Raw genomic sequence first — 17768 nt, forward strand, 5'->3', positions numbered from 1 at the left:
CAGGCAACCTGGCTTGCCGGAACTAACCGCGTCGAAAAGGCGCAGACGAAAAAAAAGCGCCGGGGTTGTTCACCCCAGCGCTTTTTACCGGTCCATGCATTCTGGCCATCTGGCATTGACCGCCGACGACCGCAACCGCCCGATCGAAAACGATCCAACGCTTACAGGTCGTCGTCCGGCTCGTCCGCCTTCAGCGGCTCGCCCGAATTACGGTCGACGCGCTCGCGCAGTTCCTTGCCCGGCTTGAAGTGCGGCACGAACTTCTCAGGCACCAGCACCTTTTCACCCGACTTCGGATTGCGACCGACGCGCGACGGCCGACGATTCAGGCCGAAGCTGCCAAAGCCACGAATTTCGATGCGATGGCCCTTGGCAAGCGCCTCGGACATCGCATCGAGCATCGTCTTGACCGCGAAATCCGCGTCCTTGAGAACAAGTTGCGGAAATCGCGTAGCCAGCTGCGCGACCAATTCAGATTTGGTCATACTTCAGCTTGCCCCCGTTTGAGGCTTACTGGTTCTGGCCGTCGAGCTTGGCCTTGAGCAGCGCGCCGAGGTTGGTCGTGCCGGTGGCAGCCTGACCCGAATCAGCCGACATGGTGCGCAGGGCTTCCTGCGTTTCAGCCGAGTCCTTCGCCTTGATCGACAGGTTGATGCCACGCGACTTGCGATCGATGTTGATGATCATCGCGTTGACCTTGTCGCCTTCTTTCAGCACGTTGCGAGCATCTTCCACGCGGTCTTGCGCGATTTCCGAAGCACGCAGGTAGCCTTCGACGTCGGCGTTCAGCGTCACGACTGCGCCCTTGGCGTCAACCGACTTGACCACGCCGTCGACGATCGAACCCTTGTCGTTGACAGCAACGAAGTTGCTGAACGGGTCGCCTTCGAGCTGCTTGATGCCGAGCGAAATGCGTTCCTTCTCGACGTCGATGCCCAGAACCACGGCTTCGACTTCGTCGCCCTTCTTGTACTTGCGAACGGCTTCTTCGCCAGCTTCCGACCACGACAGGTCCGAAAGGTGAACCAGACCGTCGATGCCGCCAGGCAGACCGATGAACACGCCGAAGTCGGTGATCGACTTGATCGCGCCCTGGAGCTTGTCGCCCTTCTTGAAGTTGCGGCTGAAGTCATCCCACGGATTCGGCTTGCACTGCTTCATGCCGAGCGAGATGCGGCGGCGGTCTTCGTCGATCTCGAGGACCATGACTTCGACTTCGTCGCCCAGCTGGACAACCTTCGACGGAGCAACGTTCTTGTTGGTCCAGTCCATTTCCGACACGTGAACCAGGCCTTCGATGCCCGATTCGACTTCGACGAACGCACCGTAGTCGGTGATGTTCGTGACCTTGCCGAACAGACGCGTGCCCGACGGGTAACGGCGCGAGATGCCTTCCCACGGATCGTCGCCCAGTTGCTTGATACCGAGCGAAACGCGGTTCTTTTCCTGGTCGAACTTGAGGATCTTCGCGGTGACTTCCTGGCCAACCGAGAGAACTTCGCTCGGGTGACGCACGCGACGCCATGCGATGTCGGTGATGTGCAGCAGGCCGTCGATGCCGCCGAGGTCCACGAACGCGCCGTAGTCGGTGATGTTCTTGACCACGCCGTTGACGATCGCGCCTTCCTTGAGCGTTTCGAGCAGCTTTGCGCGCTCTTCGCCTTGCGTGGCTTCGATCACTGCGCGGCGCGACAGCACGACGTTGTTACGCTTGCGGTCGAGCTTGATGACGCGGAATTCGAGGGTCTTGCCTTCGTACGGCGTCGTGTCCTTGACCGGACGCGTGTCGACGAGCGAACCCGGCAGGAACGCGCGGATGCCGTTGACCATGACGGTCATGCCGCCCTTGACCTTGCCCGTGATCGTGCCGGTCACGAGTTCGTTGTTGTCGAGAGCCTTTTCCAGCGACAGCCACGAAGCGAGACGCTTCGCCTTGTCGCGCGACAGGATGGTGTCGCCGTAGCCGTTTTCCAGCGCGTCGATCGCGACGGAAACGAAATCACCCGCCTGCACTTCCACTTCACCCGCGTCGTTCAGGAATTCTTCGAGCGGAATATAGGCTTCGGACTTGAGACCAGCATTGACGACCACGAAGTTGTGGTCGACGCGCACGACTTCGGCGGAAATCACTTCGCCGGCGCGCATGTCCTGGCGGGTCAGCGACTCTTCGAACAGAGCCGCGAAAGATTCGGTATTCGGGGTGGAGGTTTGCAGGTCGGACATAAAAATCTGGATTTGCATGGTTTTCGCTACCTCGCCAGTCGGTCTTGACTGCCGGGCGTTGAGGCCGGAACACGATGCTCGCGGCGCAGATGCAAAAGCCATACGGGGTTAAAGGGTTTAACACACGCCCTGTTGCTTTCCAGGGCACCTACTCGTACTGCTTACTGCTTACTGCTTTCTTTACTGCGCTTTGCCCCGTTCGCGGATTACCGTACGGGCCGCAGTTGGCTAGACTCCTGATACCACTGCACCACCTGTTCGACCGCCTGGTCGACGGAGAGCGCCGAAGTATCGAGAAGCTGCGCATCTGCTGCAGGCTTGAGCGGTGCGGCCGCGCGGTTACTGTCGCGCGCGTCGCGTCCACGCAAATCCCGAAGCAAGTCATCCATATTAGCAGAAAAACCTTTTTGGATCAATTGCTTATGCCGGCGGGCCGCACGGGCCTCCACGCTGGCCGTTAAAAACACCTTCAGAACGGCGTCCGGGAAGATCACGGTGCCCATGTCGCGGCCATCCGCAACGAGCCCGGGAAGCTTGCGAAACGCCCGCTGGCGCGCCACGAGCGCGGTGCGCACGGCCGGATGCGCAGCGATCATCGAGGCGCGGTTGCCCACTTCCTCGGCACGGATTTCGTTCGAAACGTCAACGCCATCGAGCTGCGCAAGCCCCTCGCGGAACGTGATATGGAGATCGTCGATCAGCTTCGCAAGGTTCTCGGCGTCGTCGGCCGCAATCGCGTAGCGCATGCTCGCGAGCGCCGCCAGGCGGTACAGCGCGCCACTGTCGAGCAGGTGAAAGCCGAGCTGCGCGGCGACCAGCGCGGCCACCGTGCCCTTGCCGGAAGCAGTCGGGCCGTCGATCGTGATGACGGGCGTCGGATAAAAGGGACGGGTCGATTTCATGCGGCAAAGGTACTCGGCTTCATTTGAATCAAGGTTGCGCGAGCGCCAGGAAGCGCTCGAAGTAATCGGGGAACGTCTTGCCGACGCACTTCGGGTCGTTGATGCGCACCGGCACGCCGCCGAGGCTCACGAGCGAGAAGCACATCGCCATGCGGTGATCGTCGTAGGTGTCGATCGCGGCGTTCGGCGTGAGTTGCTCGGGCGGACGCACGATCAGGTAATCGGGGCCCTCTTCCACGTTCGCGCCCACCTTGCGCAGTTCCGTGGCCATCGCGGCGATGCGGTCGGTTTCCTTCACGCGCCAGCTCGCGATGTTGCGTAGCGTAGTTGCGCCGTCGGCGAAGAGCGCCGCCACGGCGATCGTCATCGCTGCGTCGGGAATCAGGTTGAAGTCCATGTCGATGGGGTCGAGCTTGCCGTGATCGTTGCCGATCCCGCGCACCTCGATCCAGTCATCGGCGACCGTGACGTTCGCGCCCATGCGCATGAGCGCCGCGGCGAACGCAACGTCGCCCTGGATACTCGATCGTCCCACGCCTTCCACACGCAGCGGGCCGCCGCCGATCGCGCCCGCGGCGAGAAAGTACGACGCGCTCGATGCATCGCCCTCGACCATGATCTTGCCCGGCGACTGGTAGCGCACGCCCGCCGGGATCTCGAAGCGGTGCCAGCCGTGGCGCTCGACCTTCACGCCGAAGCGCTCCATCAGCTTGATCGTGATTTCGATGTAGGGCTTGGAGATCAGTTCGCCGTCCACTTCGACGATCGTCACGCCGTCCTTGGCGCGCACGAGCGGCAGCGTCATCAGAAGCGCCGTGAGGAACTGGCTCGACACATCGCCGCGCACGCGGATGGGCGCCTCGACCGAAACCGGCGCGGGGCGGATGCGCAGCGGCGGATAGCCTTCGTTTTCTTCGTAATCGATCTTCGCGCCGATCTGGCGCAGGCCGTCCACGAGGTCGCCGATGGGTCGCTCGTGCATGCGCGGTACGCCGTGAATGCGGTAGTCGCCGCCGTTCACCGCGAGCGCGGCCGTGAGCGGACGCACCGCCGTGCCTGCGTTGCCGAGGAAGAGATCCGCGCGCACCGCCTGGAACGCGCCGCGCGTGCCCTGCACGACGCAGGTGTCGTCCTCTCGTTTGAGCTTCACGCCGAGCTTTTCCAGTGCGTCGAGCATCACGCGCGTGTCGTCGGAGTCGAGCAGGTTCGTGATGGTCGTTTCGCCCTCGGCCAGCGCGGCGAGCAGCAGCACGCGGTTCGAGATGCTCTTCGAGCCGGGCAGACGGATCGTGCCGGACGCACGGGTGAACGGTCCGAGATCGAGGTGTTCCATGAGCGTGTCCTGAGAATGCCTGGTGTTACCTGAGGTTGCCTGGGTTGCGGCGCTCGCGCCGTCGGGCTGGGTCCTGCTTGCTTATTTGCCTGGTGCTGTATCGATGGCCGCCGCCGCGCCCTTGCCGCCGCGCTCCTGCCACGCCTCGCGCGCGGCGCGCGAACGCGCGAACACGGTTTCGAGCGCTGCGCCGTCGCCGGCGTCGATGGCCGCGCGCAGCTTCGCCAGCACTTCAGTGTAGCCGTCGAGTTCGGCGAGCAGCGCGGCGCGGTTCGCGAGGCACACGTCGCGCCACATTTCGGGGCTCGACGCGGCAATGCGCGTGAAGTCGCGGAAACCGCCTGCCGCGAACGAAAATTTCAACTGGGCGTCGGGCGAAGCGAGAATCTGGTCGACGAGCGCAAACGACAACACATGCGGCAAGTGACTCACCGAAGCGAACACGCGATCGTGCTGCGCGGCCGGCATCTCGCCGATCAATGCGCCCGTGGCGCGCCACATCGCGGCGATGCGCTCGACCGATGCCGGCGCGTTTTCCGCGAGCGGGCACAGCACGACGTTGCGGCCGACGTAGAGATCGGGCAACGCGGCGTCGACGCCGCTCGATTCGCGCCCGGCGATGGGATGCCCCGGCACGAACTGGGCGATGCGCGCGCCGAGCGCGGCACGGGCCGCGGCGATCACGTCGCTCTTGGTGCTGCCGGCGTCGGTGACGATGGTTGCTTGCCCCAGGTGCGGCGCCATGCGCTCGAGCAGGGCCTGGGTTTGCGCAACGGGAGCGGCGATCAGCACGATGTCGGCGCCATCGAGCGCGGCGGCGAGCGCCGCTTCGTCGTCGAGCGTCGCGGCGGCATCGATCACGCCCAGTTCGAGCGCGCGCGATACCGACTTTGCACTGCGGCCCACACCGATCACCTGCGCGCCTTCGCCGCCGTGCGAGCCTCGCTCGCGCAACGCGCGCGCGAGCGACCCGCCGATCAGGCCCACGCCGAAAATCACCAGTTTGTTAAACGAAAACGCACTCACGACGTCACCGAAAAAAGTAAGGGTTGCGCGCTCATTGCGCGCCAAGCGCTCGCTCGAGGGCCGCGACGAATGCCGCGTTCTCCTCGGGCAAGCCGATCGTCACACGCAGCCATTGCGGCAGGCCATAGTTGCCCACCGGACGCACGATCACGGCTTGCTTGAGCAGCGCGAGATTCACGCGCTCGCCGGCGCCGTCGTCCGTTGCGTCCTTCGCCACGCGCACCAGCACGAAATTGCCGTCCGAAGGCACGTATTCGAGGCCGAGGCGCTCGAACGCCGTGGTAAGCGTGCGATAGCCCTCGGCATTGAGCGCCGCGCTGCGCTCGAGGAACGGCGTGTCGCCGAGCGCGGCAATCGCAGCGGCCTGCGCGAGCGTGTTGACGTTGAACGGCTGGCGCAGACGGTTGAGCAGATCGGTCAGTTGCGGCTGGGCGATCGCGAAGCCGATACGCAGGCCGGCGAGTCCGTAGGCTTTCGAGAACGTGCGCGAAACGAGCAGGTTCGGATAGCGGCGCACCCACGCGATCGAGTCATAGCGCTTCTCAGCCGCGAGGTACTCCGTGTACGCCTCGTCGAGCACGACCGCGACATGCGCGGGCACCTTCGCGATGAACGCCTCGAGCGTCGCGCCGTCGACGAACGTGCCGGTCGGGTTGTTCGGGTTCGCCACGAACACGAGACGCGTGTCTTCGTCGATCGCCGCCAGCATCGCGTCGAGATCGTGGCCGTAGTGCACGGCCGGCGTCACGATATGGCGCGCGCCGAGGCCCTGCGTCGCGAGTGCGTAGACCGCGAACGAGTACTGCGAATAAACGATCGCCTGACCGCGCTCGACGAACGCATGCGCGGCCATTTCGAGAATGTCGTTGCTGCCGTTGCCGAGCGTGATCCACTCGGGCGGCACGTCGTAGCGCGCGGCCAGCGCAGCCTTCAGCTCGAACGCGTTCGAATCGGGATAGCGGCCCAGTTCGCTCGCGGCCTGCACGATCGCGCGCTGCGCCGATTCGGGCATACCGAGCGGATTCTCGTTCGACGCGAGCTTCACGATGCGCGCTTCGTCGAGTCCAAACTCGCGCGCGACTTCGGAAATCGGTTTGCCAGCGATGTAAGGCGCGATGGCGCGCACATACGAGGGGCCGAATTGCGTGGTCATGCGTCTCTCCAGGGCTCAAGGCGCCGGGCGTACAACGGTCTCTACCGGACGGATCGGAAAGGCGCGCCGCCCGGCATTCTCATGCGGCGGGCGGCGATTGGCGGCGGGCCGCCCGCACCTTCCACGCCTTAGCGTGCGCGCGGATACGAACCAAGGATCTTCAGATACGCGGCTTTCTTGCTGAGTTCGTCGAGCGCGGCGGCCACGGCGGGTTCGTCACGATGACCTTCGAAGTCGATGTAGAAGTAGTACTCCCACGTGCTGCCAAGGCGCGCCGGCCGCGACTCGAATCGCGTCATCGACACGCTGTGGCGCGCGAGCGGCTCGAGCAGCTTGTACACCGCGCCCGGCTCGTTCTTCACCGACACGATCATCGAGGTCTGGTCGCGCCCCGTCGCGCCCGCCGGCTGCTTGCCGATCATGACGAAGCGCGTGCGGTTGTGCGGGTCGTCCTGGATCAGCGCGTTTGCGATCAGGAGACCGTAGTGCGTGGCGGCGCGATCGCCCGCAATCGCGGCGACCGTCGGGTCGGCGGCGGCGAGGCGCGCGGCTTCCGCGTTGCTCGACACGCTCTGACGCTCGAGCTGCGGCGCGTTCGCCGTCAGCCAGTGCTGACACTGTGCAAGCGCCTGCGGATGCGCGCACACGCGCGTAACGCCTTGCAGGTTGCCGCTTTGCGTCATCAGATTGTGCTGAATCGGCAACGCGATTTCGCCGCCGATGACGAGCTGCGTTTCGAGGAACAGGTCGAGCGTGCGCGAAACGGCGCCCTCGGTCGAGTTCTCGACCGGCACGACGCCGAACTCGGCGGCGCCCGCCTCGACCGAGCGGAACACCTCATCGATCGACGGGCACGGCAGGCCTTCGATCGACTGACCGAAGTACTGGTACATCGCCTGTTCGCTATAGGTGCCGACCGGGCCGAGGAACGCGGCCGAAATCGTCTTTTCGAGCGAACGGCTCGCGGCCATGATCTCGCGCCAGATCGCGCTGATGTGATCGTTGCCGAGCGGGCCGTCGCTCATGTTCTGCAGGCGCTCGATCACCTGTTGCTCGCGCTCCGGGCGAAACACCGGCGCGTTGAAATGCTTCTTGACCTCGCCTACTTCGAGCGCGACCGAGGCGCGCTGGTTCAGGAGCGCGATGAGCTGCGCGTCGATCGCATCGATGCGTTCGCGCAGCGGCTTGAGTTGGGAGTTGAGTTCGTCGTCCATGCGTGAAACCGGCAATCTGAAAGGATGCGCGCGGCGCCGCTTCGCCCGTGAGCGAGGAGCGCTTACGCGTGCTTCGCCTCGAATTCCTTCATGTACTCGACCAGCGCATTCACTGCTTCGAGCGGCACCGCGTTGTAAATCGATGCCCGCATGCCGCCGACGGACTTGTGGCCCTTCAGCTGCAACAGCCCGCGCTCTTTGGCGCCGGCGAGGAAATCTGCGTTACGTGTTTCGTCGGCGAGGAAGAACGGCACGTTCATCCGCGAGCGCGCGCGGCGCTCCACCTTGTTGATATAGAAGCTGCTCGCGTCGATCGTGTCGTAGAGCAGCTTCGCTTTTTCCACATTGCGCGCCTCGATGACTTCGAGACCGCCCTGACGCTTCAACCACTTGAACACGAGCCCGGCGATATAGATCGCGTAGGTCGGCGGCGTGTTGAACATCGAGTTGTTCGCGGCCACGGTCTTCCATTCGAACGCCGAAGGACAGATCGGCATCGAGCGGTCGAGCAGGTCCTCGCGCACGATCACGACCGTCACGCCCGCCATGCCGATGTTCTTCTGCGCGCCGCCGTAAAGCACGCCGTATTTGGCGATGTCCATCGGGCGCGAGAGGATGTGCGACGAGGCGTCGGCCACGAGCGGAATGTCGCCCAGGTCGGGAATCTCGAAGGTCTCGACGCCGTCGATCGTCTCGTTCGTGCACAGGTGCACGTAGGCCGGGTCGCTGGAGAGCTTCCACTCGCTCTTCGGCGGTGAATGCGTGAAGCCGGCCTCGGTGCGGCCCGTGGCGGCGATATGCGCTTCGCCGTACTTGAGCGCTTCCTTCTGCGACTTCTGCGACCAGGAGCCGGTCACGACGAAATCGGCGCGCGGCTTCGAACCGAACAGGTTGAGCGGCACGATCGCGTTTTCGCCGATGCCGCCGCCCTGCAGGAACAGAATCTGGTGACTTGCGGGGACCTGCATCAACTCACGCAGATCGAGCAGCGCCTCGGCGTGGATCTGCATGAATTCCGGGCCGCGATGGCTCATTTCCATCACGCCCATGCCGCTGCCGTGCCAGTCGAGCATTTCGTCAGCGGCCTGACGCAGGACTTCCTCTGGCAACGCTGCCGGCCCGGCTGAGAAGTTGTAGACGCGCATCGTAAAGAGATCCCCGAGGCAGGCGCTGTGGCAAAAACCGCCGGAAAACACGCCAGAAAAAAGAAAATGGCCGCTTGCGCTCATCGCGCAAACGACCATTATCGCATTGTCGCCGGGAACCCGCCACGCACCGCGCGGCAGTGGGCTTCCCGGTCTATGCGGCCGATCCGGCCCCGCGACCGTGCATCATGGCTGCGGACCTGAAGGGCTTAAGTGCCGGGCTCATTTGCCAGGCTTACTTGCCGACCTTGACCGAAGCGACTTCCTTGTCGGCCTGGTCGCGCGTTGCCTTGATCGACTGCGGCATGTACTTCTGCATCAGGCTGTTCACGACGTCGCGGCCAACCTGGTCTTGAACCTGAATGAACTTGCGGCCGGTCGGGCTGCGGTAGAACGTCGTCAGGTCCTTGATTTCCTGCGTGCTGTAATACTTCGCGTAGGCGTCGTACTGAGCTTGCATGGCGTCCGTCTTGAACGAGTCGGTCGCGAAGACCTGGCCCGCCGAGTCAACCAGCTTCGGCACGGCGTTCTTTTGCAGCGACGGCACGGCAGCTTGCTTCTGCTTGTCCGTCATCGTCTTGTTTTCCGAGAGCGCGTCCGACAGGATGGCCGGGACGAGCTGCTTGGCTTGCATCTGGGCGCTGTTGCCGATTGCGCCGACGAGCTTCTGTGCGTCGATCGCGTCGAGCAGGTCCTTGATCGCGGCTTGCTTGGCCGGATCGACGGGTGCTGCAGCCGCTGCCGGTGCCTGGGGGGCGGGCGCCTGGTTCTGGAGCGCCTGAGCCATGGCAAACGTCGGCACGAGAGCGGCCAGCAACATCACCTGCTTGAATCGTTTTTGCATCATTACTCCCTTTGAGAAATTAATCGATTTGCGCTGCCGCGCGGACTGCGGGGCGCCGCATTGCGTTCTGCGCCCGCTCACCGGTCCGCCCGGCACACCATTCATTTCGCTGACACTAACAAGGTTCGCTGAAACCCACCTTAAAGTCCGCGTAAGCGCATCGATTGAACACGCTTGTGCGGGCCAGGATGACGCATCACTCTTCGCCTTCGCCCGGTTCGCCCTCACCTTCGGCGTCCACTTCTGCGTCCGCTTCGGCGACCTGCTGCAGTCCGGAAAGCTTCGTACCTTCGTCAAGGCTGATGAGTGTAACACCTTGCGTTGCACGGCCCATTTCGCGAATTTCCGACACGCGGGTGCGAATCAAAACGCCCGTGGTGGTGATCAGCATGATCTGCGCTTCGGAGTCGACGAGTGTGGCCGCAACCACCTTGCCGTTGCGCTCCGACGTCTGGATCGCGATCATGCCCTTCGTGCCGCGGCCGTGGCGCGTGTACTCCGTGATCGGGGTGCGCTTGCCATAACCGTTCTCGGTCGCGGTGAGCACCGACTGCTGCTCGTCGCCCGCCACGAGGAGCGCGATGACCTGCTGATTGTCTTCGAGCTGCATGCCGCGCACGCCGCGCGCTTCGCGGCCCATCGGGCGCACGTCGTTCTCGTCGAAGCGCACCGCTTTGCCGGCGTCGGAGAACAGCATGACGTCGTGCTCGCCGTCGGTGATCGCGGCGCCGATCAGATAGTCGCCGTCGTCGAGACCGACCGCAATAATACCCTTGCGCAACGGGCGGCTAAAGGCTTCGAGCGGCGTCTTCTTTACCGTGCCCAGCGCCGTGGCCATGAAAACGAACTTGTCGGCCGAGAATTCCTTGACCGGCAGCACGACCGTGATCTTCTCGCCGTCCTGCAGCGGGAACATGTTGACGATCGGACGGCCGCGCGAGTTGCGCGAACCCTGCGGCACTTCATACACCTTCACCCAGTACACGCGACCGCGATTCGAGAAGCACAGGATGTGATCGTGCGTGTTGGCGATGAAGAGCGTGTCGATCCAGTCGTCGTCCTTCATCGAAGTCGCCTGCTTGCCGCGACCTCCGCGCTTCTGGGCGCGATATTCCGACAACGGCTGCGATTTCACATAGCCGGCGTGCGACATGGTCACGACCATGTCCTGCGGCGTGATCAGGTCTTCGGTGTTGAGCTCCGTGGCGTTCATCTCGATCTTCGAGCGGCGGGCGTCGCCGAATTCGCTCTTGATCGAGGTGAGTTCGTCGGAGATCATGACAGTTACGCGCTCAGGGCGCGCAAGGATGTCGAGCAGGTCGGCGATCTGCGCCATCACTTCACGGTACTCGCCGATGATCTTGTCCTGCTCCAGGCCGGTCAGGCGCTGGAGGCGCATTTGCAGGATTTCCTGCGCCTGCGTGTCGGACAGACGGTAGAGGCCGTCGGCCTGCATACCATATTGCGGGTTCAGCCCTTCCGGACGGTAGGCTTCGCGCCCGCCTGCCGCCGCATTGTCCTGCTCCGCGCGCGTGAGCATCTCGCGCACGAGCGACGAATCCCACGAGCGATTCATCAACTCCTGCTTCGCGATGGGCGGCGTGGGCGCGGCCTTGATGAGCTCGATGAAATCATCGATGTTCGCGAGCGCAACGGCGAGACCTTCGAGCACGTGGCCGCGTTCGCGCGCCTTGCGCAGCTCGTACACCGTGCGACGCGTGAGCACTTCGCGGCGATGCGAGAGGAAATGCTCGAGCATTTCCTTCAGGTTCAGCAGCTTCGGCTGGTTGTCCACCAGCGCGACCATGTTCATGCCGAACGTGTCCTGCAGCTGCGTCGCCTTGTACAGATTGTTGAGGATGACCTCGGGCACTTCGCCGCGCTTGAGCTCGATCACGACACGCATGCCGCTCTTGTCCGATTCGTCGCGAATATCGGAGATGCCTTCGAGCTTCTTCTCGTTGACGAGCTCGGCAATGCGTTCGAGCAGCGAACGCTTGTTCACCTGATACGGCAGTTCGTCGACGATGATCGCCATGCGTTGACCGCGATCAATTTCCTCGAAGTGCGTAGCCGCGCGCATCACGACGCGGCCGCGGCCGGTGCGATAGCCGTCGCGCACGCCGGCGACGCCATAAATAATGCCGGCGGTTGGGAAATCGGGTGCGGGAATGATCTCGATCAGCTCGTCGATCGTTGCCTGCGGGGTCTTCAGCAGATGCTGGCAAGCGTCGACGACTTCGTTGAGATTGTGCGGCGGAATGTTCGTGGCCATGCCGACCGCGATACCCGACGAACCGTTGATGAGCAGGTTCGGGATGCGCGCCGGCAGGATCTGCGGTTCGCTCTCGCTGCCGTCGTAGTTCGGCCCGAAGTCGACCGTTTCCTTGTCGATGTCGGCCAGCAGCTCGTGGCCGATCTTCGCCATGCGGATTTCGGTGTATCGCATGGCGGCGGCGTTGTCGCCGTCGATGGAGCCGAAGTTACCCTGGCCGTCGACCAGCATGTAGCGCAGGGAGAAGTTCTGCGCCATCCGCACGATCGTGTCGTAGACAGCCGTGTCGCCGTGGGGGTGGTACTTACCGATTACGTCGCCGACGATACGCGCCGACTTCTTGTAAGCGCGGTTCCAGTCGTTATTCAGCTCGTGCATTGCATAGAGCACGCGCCGGTGGACAGGCTTCAGGCCGTCACGAACATCCGGAAGTGCTCGCCCGACGATCACGCTCATCGCGTAATCGAGATACGAGCGGCGCATTTCCTCCTCGAGGGAGATTGGCAGAGTCTCTTTGGCGAATTGATCCATTATCGATGTCTTATTTGGGCACGCGGTGTACTAGCGCCTCGCCCCAACTTGTAGAGCGGAGGTCGCCGCAGTCACCGCGGGACGCCCAGCTGTCGCATGGACGCCGCGGACGCAGCGCATCACGCGATTCTACCATGCACGACACCCTCGCCCGCCGCCTGCGTATACCTATTAGAGGAGTGAAGCCGAAGGGCTCAAAAGCGCCTTGAGCGTGGCGCAAACGCCGCAGTGCGAACCGGAATCAGATGCATCGCCACTGATTTGGATGACAATGTGTGACGCTCCCGCTACCCAGGCGCAATACCAGGTAAAATTAAGGGAACTTTTTTGTTGCGGGCGTACCACGTTCGACCAGCAGCAGTGAAAGGGGCGGATTTTTTTTATCGTCGGAGGGGAACGATATGGCAAAATGCCAACGCACAAAGTTAGACACTGCTCGAAGTCTACACAACGCAAAGCGTTCCCCACAACTTGCCAATGTTATACTTCGAGCAATGTATGACTTGTCTTCGTCATATGGCTCGCAGTAAACCTGCGGTAATCTCAATTTCGAGAGGAGAAATATGAATAAACTTTCAAAGCTCGCGTTCATTGCAGCTACCGCAGTTGTGGCTGCATCCGCTCAGGCACAATCGGTGCCGGCGTCGCGACAAGCCGTCAATGACAACTGGGTGAATGGTACCGGCGAATACGTGTGGATGAACGGCACGAACGAGCTTTGCTGGCGCGATGCATTCTGGACGCCGGCCACCGCCAACGCCAAGTGCGATGGCGCCCTGGTCGCCCAGGCACCGCAGCCGCCGGTCGCTCCGCCGCCGCCGGCCATCACCAGCCAGAAGATCACGTACCAGGCTGACGCCCTGTTCGACTTCGACAAGGCCATCCTGAAGCCGGCTGGTAAGGAAAAGCTGGACGACCTGGCAAGCAAGATCCAGGCTCTGAACCTCGAAGTCGTCGTCGCGACGGGCTACACCGACCGTATCGGCTCGGTCGCCTACAACGACCGTCTGTCGCTGCGCCGTGCGCAAGCCGTCAAGTCGTACCTCGTCAGCAAGGGCGTTCCGGCAGAGCGTATCTACACGGAAGGCAAGGGCAAGCGCAACCCGGTTACGACGGGCTGCAACCAGAAGAACCGCAAGGCTCTCATCGCCTGCCTCGCACCGGACCGTCGCGTGGAAGTCGAAGTCGTCGGCACGCAAAAGCAGTAATCGCGAGCGCTCGACCGCAAGTCTCAAAAGCCCCGCTTCGGCGGGGCTTTTTTTATCCCGCGCTTTATCCTTCTTTCATTTCGCCTGTCTGCGCGCGGCGTCATCGTTCCGGAAAGCCTGACGGCACGGCGCGGCATTTTGCTGCCCTGTGCACCCGCCTGTATACTCTGGGCTTATTCTTTCCGACCCGTACCGCGCTTCAGGCTGCCACGACATGACGAATGCCGATCCCCACGAGCTGCAGAAATTCAGCGATCTCGCTCATCGCTGGTGGGACCCGAACGCCGAATTCAAGCCGCTGCACGAACTCAACCCCATTCGCCTCGCCTGGATAGACAGCCATGCGCATCTGCCTTCCAGGCGCGTGCTCGACATCGGCTGCGGCGGCGGCATCCTTTCCGAATCGATGGCGGGACTCGGCGCAACCGTAAAAGGCATCGACCTGTCGCGCGAGGCGCTCGGCGTGGCCGACCTGCATAGCCTCGAGAGCGGCGTGACGGTGGACTACGAGCTGATCGCAGCCGAAGCGATCGCCGCGCGCGAACCGGCGTCATTCGACGTCGTGACCTGCATGGAAATGCTCGAACACGTGCCGCAGCCCGCCGAAGTCGTGAAGGCCTGCGCGACGCTAGTGAAGCCTGGCGGCTGGGTGTTCTTTTCGACGCTCAATCGCAACGTGAAGTCGTATCTTCTCGCCGTGATCGGCGCGGAATACATCGCGCAGATGCTGCCCAAGGGCACGCACGACTACGCGCGCTTCATCCGCCCCTCGGAGCTTGCCGCGTTCGTGCGTGACGCCGGCATGCACGTCGCCGAGATCAAGGGCATCACGTATAACCCGCTCACGCGGCACTTCGCGCTGTCGAACGACTCCAGCGTCAATTACATGATCGCTTGCCGGCGCGGCGCCTGACGGCTCTTGCGCGAGCGGCGCCGCCGGATCACCCTGCTCCGGCGGCATTCCCTGCACACCGGCGCGCCGCGCCATCGCTTCCAGACATGAATTCACCCACGAACGCCCAACCTGCCGCGGAGAGCGCCGCAGCGCTTGCCGCCTGCGACGCCGTGCTGTTCGACTTCGACGGCACGCTCGCCGATACGGCCCCGGACCTCGCCGCCGCCGTCAACCAGATGCGCCACGCGCGCGGTCTCGTGCCCACGCCGCTCGAGAAGCTGCGTCCGCTCGCTTCGGCGGGCGCACGCGGCCTGATTGGCGGCGCGTTCGGGATCGGCCCCGACGATCGCGAGTTCGCCGCCATGCGCGAGGAGTTTCTCGCCAACTACGAGGCGAATCTGCGCATCGAGACGGCGCTCTTCGCCGGTATCGATGCGGTGCTCGACGACCTCGACGCACGCGGCGTGCGCTGGGGCATCGTGACCAACAAGGTCGCCCGTCTCACCGAGCCGCTCGTGAAACTGATGCATCTGGACACGCGCGCTAGCTGCGTGGTGAGCGGCGATACGACGCCCTATTCCAAGCCGCATCCGGCGCCATTGCTGCACGCGGCCGAGGCGCTCGGCATTGCGCCGCAGCGCGTGGTCTATGTCGGCGACGATCTGCGCGACGTGCAGGCGGGCGCCGCGGCGGGCATGGCGACGATCGCCGCCGCCTACGGCTACTGCGGCAACGACGTACCGCCCTCGCAGTGGGACGCGCAATATGTCGCGGACACCACGGCGGCACTGTTCGCCCTGCTTCAGCACATCGGCAAGGCGGCCTGAGGCGGTGTTACAGCGGCTTTTGATCGCGAAGAGCCCCGCGCGCCCTTGAACCGGGCACGGTTCGCCTCATATGGCGAACTATGGGATAATTGTTCCGTCCTCTGGGGCCGACTTGGTTTCGACAGGGGTTATGAAGTAATCAGGGCATGCCGAGGACCCGTCACCTCGTTAATCAATGGGAAAAACGTAACTGCAAACGACGATACGTTCGCACTGGCAGCCTAAGGGCCGCCGTCCTCTGCCTGGCTCACTGACGGGCTAGCGTCGCAAGACCGGTAGCAATACCGCCAGAGGTCATTTACGTCAGTTAAGCCTTGGTGGCGTCACGACGCCAAGGTCGAAAATTCAGTGAATCGCCGTAGCGCAGCGTGTTCGTCCGCGTCGCTCCGGTTAAATCAAACGACAGAACTACGCATGTAGAACTGGTTATGGACTGCTTCTGGACGCGGGTTCGATTCCCGCCGGCTCCACCAGATTTTTCCTTTCGTCCACGACGAACGGACTCGAGCCCCGGCGCCGCAAGGCTGTCGGGGCTTTTTGCTTGCTGCAGTCCTCACTCTAGCCAGTCGCACAGAAAAAAACTCGCGACGGCCCGTTCAGGCCTCGCGAGTTTTTCTTTGCTCCACAAGCGGCGCAACTTTCGCGTGCGCCCCGTGATCATCAATTGTCCTGCGGGCACTGCAGATTACAGCCGTTCTGATCACCCAGATCGCCACGCTTGCGTGCGGCAGTCGGCTTGCCATGCTGATACTTGGCCGACGGCGCCGAAGCGGCGAACTGCATCTGGGGATGCTCGTTAAACTTGAACTGATCGCTCAGAATACCGCCAGGCACGCCCGGCGAATTCTGCGCAAAGGCAACGTTGAACGTAGCAAACAACACTGCCGCCGTTGCGGCCGCGGCACCAACTTTGAGGACAAATTTCATGGTCGATCGGCGCGACGGGCGCGCATCTGAAACGTGAGAGCGAATACAAACTGAAAGTATCACAAAAAGCGCCTCAGTCTGCAGCATAGTCCGACCATTCCATTGCCTTCTGTTACAACGGCCGCGCCTCGCCCTCGAGCGGCCCGCCCCATGCGGCTTCGAGTTCCAACACGTCGCCGCACGACGCCGGATCGTATCCCTCCAGTTGCGCAACGGATGCGCGGAACCCCGCACCGCGCAGCAAACCGAGCACGGTCGCCAGCGGCTCGTGCGCGAGGTGGCCGCGATCACACGCGAAATAGTAGTCTTCGTCGGCAATTTCAATGAAATCGAGCCCGAAATGGTGCGCCGCCGGCGCAACCCCGAAGCCCACGTCGGCCATTCCGCTCGCCACAAATGCCGCGATCGCCGAATGCGTGAGTTCCGACGACGCATAACCGTTCACGCGCTCAGGATCGACGCCGATGCGCGTGAGCAGCAGATCGATCAGCATGCGCGTGCCCGAGCCCGGTGGCCGGTTCACGAAACGGATATCGCCGCGCGCGAGGTCGGCGAGACCTGTGATCTGCTTTGGGTTGCCGCGCCCGACGAAGAGTCCCTGCTTGCGCTGCGTGAGATGGATGAGCACGTGCCGCTGCGGGTCGAGCCAGCTCCGGTAGGCGTTGGCGCAGGCGGCCCGAAAATCGCCGCGCGGTAGATGAAAGCCGGCAAGATCGCATTCGCCGCGCGCGAGCGCCGTGATCGCATCGACGCTGTCGCGGTACTTGATCTCCACGGGCACCTGGTCGGCGACGAGCGCCGTCACGAGCGCCGCCACCGCGTAGCCGTGCGAAGCATGGATGCGCAGATCCTGAGCGTCGGGCGCGAGCCAGCGGTTCAGGTCGCTCGCCACTTCACTGGCCAGCGCCTCGAGGTTGCCCTGCAGCCGCTCCCCGCACAGGCGCTGGGAGCGCAGCACAGCCTCGCCCAATTCGGAGAGAACGGAGCCGCGGCCACGCGCTTTCGCGATCAACGCGCCCCCCAGGCGCTCCTCGACTTCACGCAAAACGCCCCACGCATGGCGATAGGACAAACCCTTACGCTGCGCGGCCTGCGCAATGCTTCCTTCCTCGGCGACGAGCGCAAGCAACGGTACAACGTCCGTCAGGCTTGCCTCGCGGCCGTCCGCGTCGCGCACGACTAGCTGCGCATGGCACTCGACCTTGATCATTATGAAATTTTCCTTCCTATTGCGTCTGCCTTTCCACGGGCCTATTGTTCGGTCA

Annotated in this window: 15 protein-coding genes and 1 other RNA gene; 4 read left to right on the forward strand and 12 right to left on the reverse strand. The window is 63.3% G+C overall.

Features of this window, described 5'->3' with window-relative positions; all coding sequences use genetic code 11:
* Positions 1-161: 161 nt before the first annotated feature.
* The 10 genes from BFD71_RS07470 to gyrA form a co-directional block, all read right to left on the reverse strand.
* Positions 162-485 (reverse strand): integration host factor subunit beta, encoded by a 324-nt coding sequence (locus BFD71_RS07470; protein WP_027817382.1) that lies wholly within the window; start codon positions 483-485, stop codon positions 162-164.
* Positions 486-510: 25 nt separating this feature from the next.
* Positions 511-2241, reverse strand: a complete 1731-nt coding sequence (gene rpsA, locus BFD71_RS07475; RefSeq protein WP_069262639.1) for a 30S ribosomal protein S1 — start codon at positions 2239-2241, stop codon at positions 511-513.
* Between the two features lie 188 nt (positions 2242-2429).
* Positions 2430-3125, reverse strand: a complete 696-nt coding sequence (gene cmk / locus BFD71_RS07480) for a (d)CMP kinase (RefSeq protein ID WP_028208177.1) — start codon at positions 3123-3125, stop codon at positions 2430-2432.
* Between the two features lie 28 nt (positions 3126-3153).
* On the reverse strand, positions 3154-4458 hold the full coding sequence (gene aroA / locus BFD71_RS42065) for a 3-phosphoshikimate 1-carboxyvinyltransferase (protein WP_069262640.1): 1305 nt from the start codon (positions 4456-4458) through the stop codon (positions 3154-3156).
* A gap of 81 nt (positions 4459-4539) precedes the next feature.
* Complete coding sequence (locus BFD71_RS42070) at positions 4540-5484, reverse strand: prephenate dehydrogenase (protein WP_256094521.1); 945 nt, start codon at positions 5482-5484, stop codon at positions 4540-4542.
* A 31-nt stretch (positions 5485-5515) separates the two neighbouring features.
* On the reverse strand, positions 5516-6637 hold the full coding sequence (gene hisC / locus BFD71_RS07495) for a histidinol-phosphate transaminase (RefSeq protein WP_069262642.1): 1122 nt from the start codon (positions 6635-6637) through the stop codon (positions 5516-5518).
* A 128-nt stretch (positions 6638-6765) separates the two neighbouring features.
* On the reverse strand, positions 6766-7851 hold the full coding sequence (gene pheA / locus BFD71_RS07500) for a prephenate dehydratase (RefSeq protein WP_069262643.1): 1086 nt from the start codon (positions 7849-7851) through the stop codon (positions 6766-6768).
* A 62-nt stretch (positions 7852-7913) separates the two neighbouring features.
* The gene (serC, locus tag BFD71_RS07505; RefSeq protein WP_069262943.1) at positions 7914-8996 is read right to left on the reverse strand and encodes a 3-phosphoserine/phosphohydroxythreonine transaminase; all 1083 of its coding nucleotides are present in this window, start codon (positions 8994-8996) and stop codon (positions 7914-7916) included.
* A 235-nt stretch (positions 8997-9231) separates the two neighbouring features.
* The gene (locus tag BFD71_RS07510; protein ID WP_069262944.1) at positions 9232-9840 is read right to left on the reverse strand and encodes a DUF2059 domain-containing protein; all 609 of its coding nucleotides are present in this window, start codon (positions 9838-9840) and stop codon (positions 9232-9234) included.
* Positions 9841-10036: 196 nt separating this feature from the next.
* Complete coding sequence (gene gyrA, locus BFD71_RS07515) at positions 10037-12646, reverse strand: DNA gyrase subunit A (protein ID WP_083245119.1); 2610 nt, start codon at positions 12644-12646, stop codon at positions 10037-10039.
* 563 nt (positions 12647-13209) lie between these two features.
* Here gyrA and ompA point away from each other — a divergent pair.
* The 4 genes from ompA to ssrA all read left to right on the forward strand — a co-directional run bounded on the left by ompA (position 13210) and on the right by ssrA (position 16049).
* Positions 13210-13854 carry an outer membrane protein OmpA gene (ompA, locus tag BFD71_RS07520; protein ID WP_042260999.1) on the forward strand — a complete coding sequence of 215 codons (645 nt, stop codon included), beginning with the start codon at positions 13210-13212 and terminating at the stop codon, positions 13852-13854.
* Positions 13855-14068: 214 nt separating this feature from the next.
* Positions 14069-14767, forward strand: a complete 699-nt coding sequence (ubiG, locus tag BFD71_RS07525; protein WP_069262645.1) for a bifunctional 2-polyprenyl-6-hydroxyphenol methylase/3-demethylubiquinol 3-O-methyltransferase UbiG — start codon at positions 14069-14071, stop codon at positions 14765-14767.
* An 86-nt stretch (positions 14768-14853) separates the two neighbouring features.
* Positions 14854-15576 (forward strand): HAD-IA family hydrolase, encoded by a 723-nt coding sequence (locus BFD71_RS07530; protein ID WP_069262646.1) that lies wholly within the window; start codon positions 14854-14856, stop codon positions 15574-15576.
* Between the two features lie 103 nt (positions 15577-15679).
* Positions 15680-16049, forward strand: a transfer-messenger RNA (tmRNA) gene (ssrA, locus tag BFD71_RS07535).
* 187 nt (positions 16050-16236) lie between these two features.
* Here the strand turns inward: ssrA and BFD71_RS07540 are convergent.
* Both BFD71_RS07540 and BFD71_RS07545 read right to left on the reverse strand, forming a co-directional pair.
* Positions 16237-16503 (reverse strand): hypothetical protein, encoded by a 267-nt coding sequence (locus BFD71_RS07540; protein ID WP_069262647.1) that lies wholly within the window; start codon positions 16501-16503, stop codon positions 16237-16239.
* Positions 16504-16615: 112 nt separating this feature from the next.
* Complete coding sequence (locus BFD71_RS07545; protein WP_069262648.1) at positions 16616-17713, reverse strand: substrate-binding domain-containing protein; 1098 nt, start codon at positions 17711-17713, stop codon at positions 16616-16618.
* Positions 17714-17768: the final 55 nt, after the last annotated feature.

Origin of the sequence: Paraburkholderia nodosa, assembly GCF_001718195.1 — a bacterium.
Taxonomy (GTDB): domain Bacteria; phylum Pseudomonadota; class Gammaproteobacteria; order Burkholderiales; family Burkholderiaceae; genus Paraburkholderia; species Paraburkholderia nodosa_A.

Bases quoted from the DNA above. Each gene is read 5' to 3' on its own strand.
- serC (WP_069262943.1), bottom strand. From the start codon at position 8,996: ATGCGCGTCTACAACTTCTCAGCCGGGCCGGCAGCGTTGCCAGAGGAA.
- aroA (WP_069262640.1), bottom strand. From the start codon at position 4,458: ATGGAACACCTCGATCTCGGACCGTTCACCCGTGCGTCCGGCACGATC.
- ompA (WP_042260999.1), top strand. From the start codon at position 13,210: ATGAATAAACTTTCAAAGCTCGCGTTCATTGCAGCTACCGCAGTTGTG.
- BFD71_RS07545 (WP_069262648.1), bottom strand. From the start codon at position 17,713: ATGATCAAGGTCGAGTGCCATGCGCAGCTAGTCGTGCGCGACGCGGAC.
- ubiG (WP_069262645.1), top strand. From the start codon at position 14,069: ATGACGAATGCCGATCCCCACGAGCTGCAGAAATTCAGCGATCTCGCT.
- hisC (WP_069262642.1), bottom strand. From the start codon at position 6,637: ATGACCACGCAATTCGGCCCCTCGTATGTGCGCGCCATCGCGCCTTAC.
- BFD71_RS07510 (WP_069262944.1), bottom strand. From the start codon at position 9,840: ATGCAAAAACGATTCAAGCAGGTGATGTTGCTGGCCGCTCTCGTGCCG.
- BFD71_RS07470 (WP_027817382.1), bottom strand. From the start codon at position 485: ATGACCAAATCTGAATTGGTCGCGCAGCTGGCTACGCGATTTCCGCAA.
- pheA (WP_069262643.1), bottom strand. From the start codon at position 7,851: ATGGACGACGAACTCAACTCCCAACTCAAGCCGCTGCGCGAACGCATC.
- BFD71_RS07530 (WP_069262646.1), top strand. From the start codon at position 14,854: ATGAATTCACCCACGAACGCCCAACCTGCCGCGGAGAGCGCCGCAGCG.
- cmk (WP_028208177.1), bottom strand. From the start codon at position 3,125: ATGAAATCGACCCGTCCCTTTTATCCGACGCCCGTCATCACGATCGAC.
- rpsA (WP_069262639.1), bottom strand. From the start codon at position 2,241: ATGCAAATCCAGATTTTTATGTCCGACCTGCAAACCTCCACCCCGAAT.
- gyrA (WP_083245119.1), bottom strand. From the start codon at position 12,646: ATGGATCAATTCGCCAAAGAGACTCTGCCAATCTCCCTCGAGGAGGAA.
- BFD71_RS07540 (WP_069262647.1), bottom strand. From the start codon at position 16,503: ATGAAATTTGTCCTCAAAGTTGGTGCCGCGGCCGCAACGGCGGCAGTG.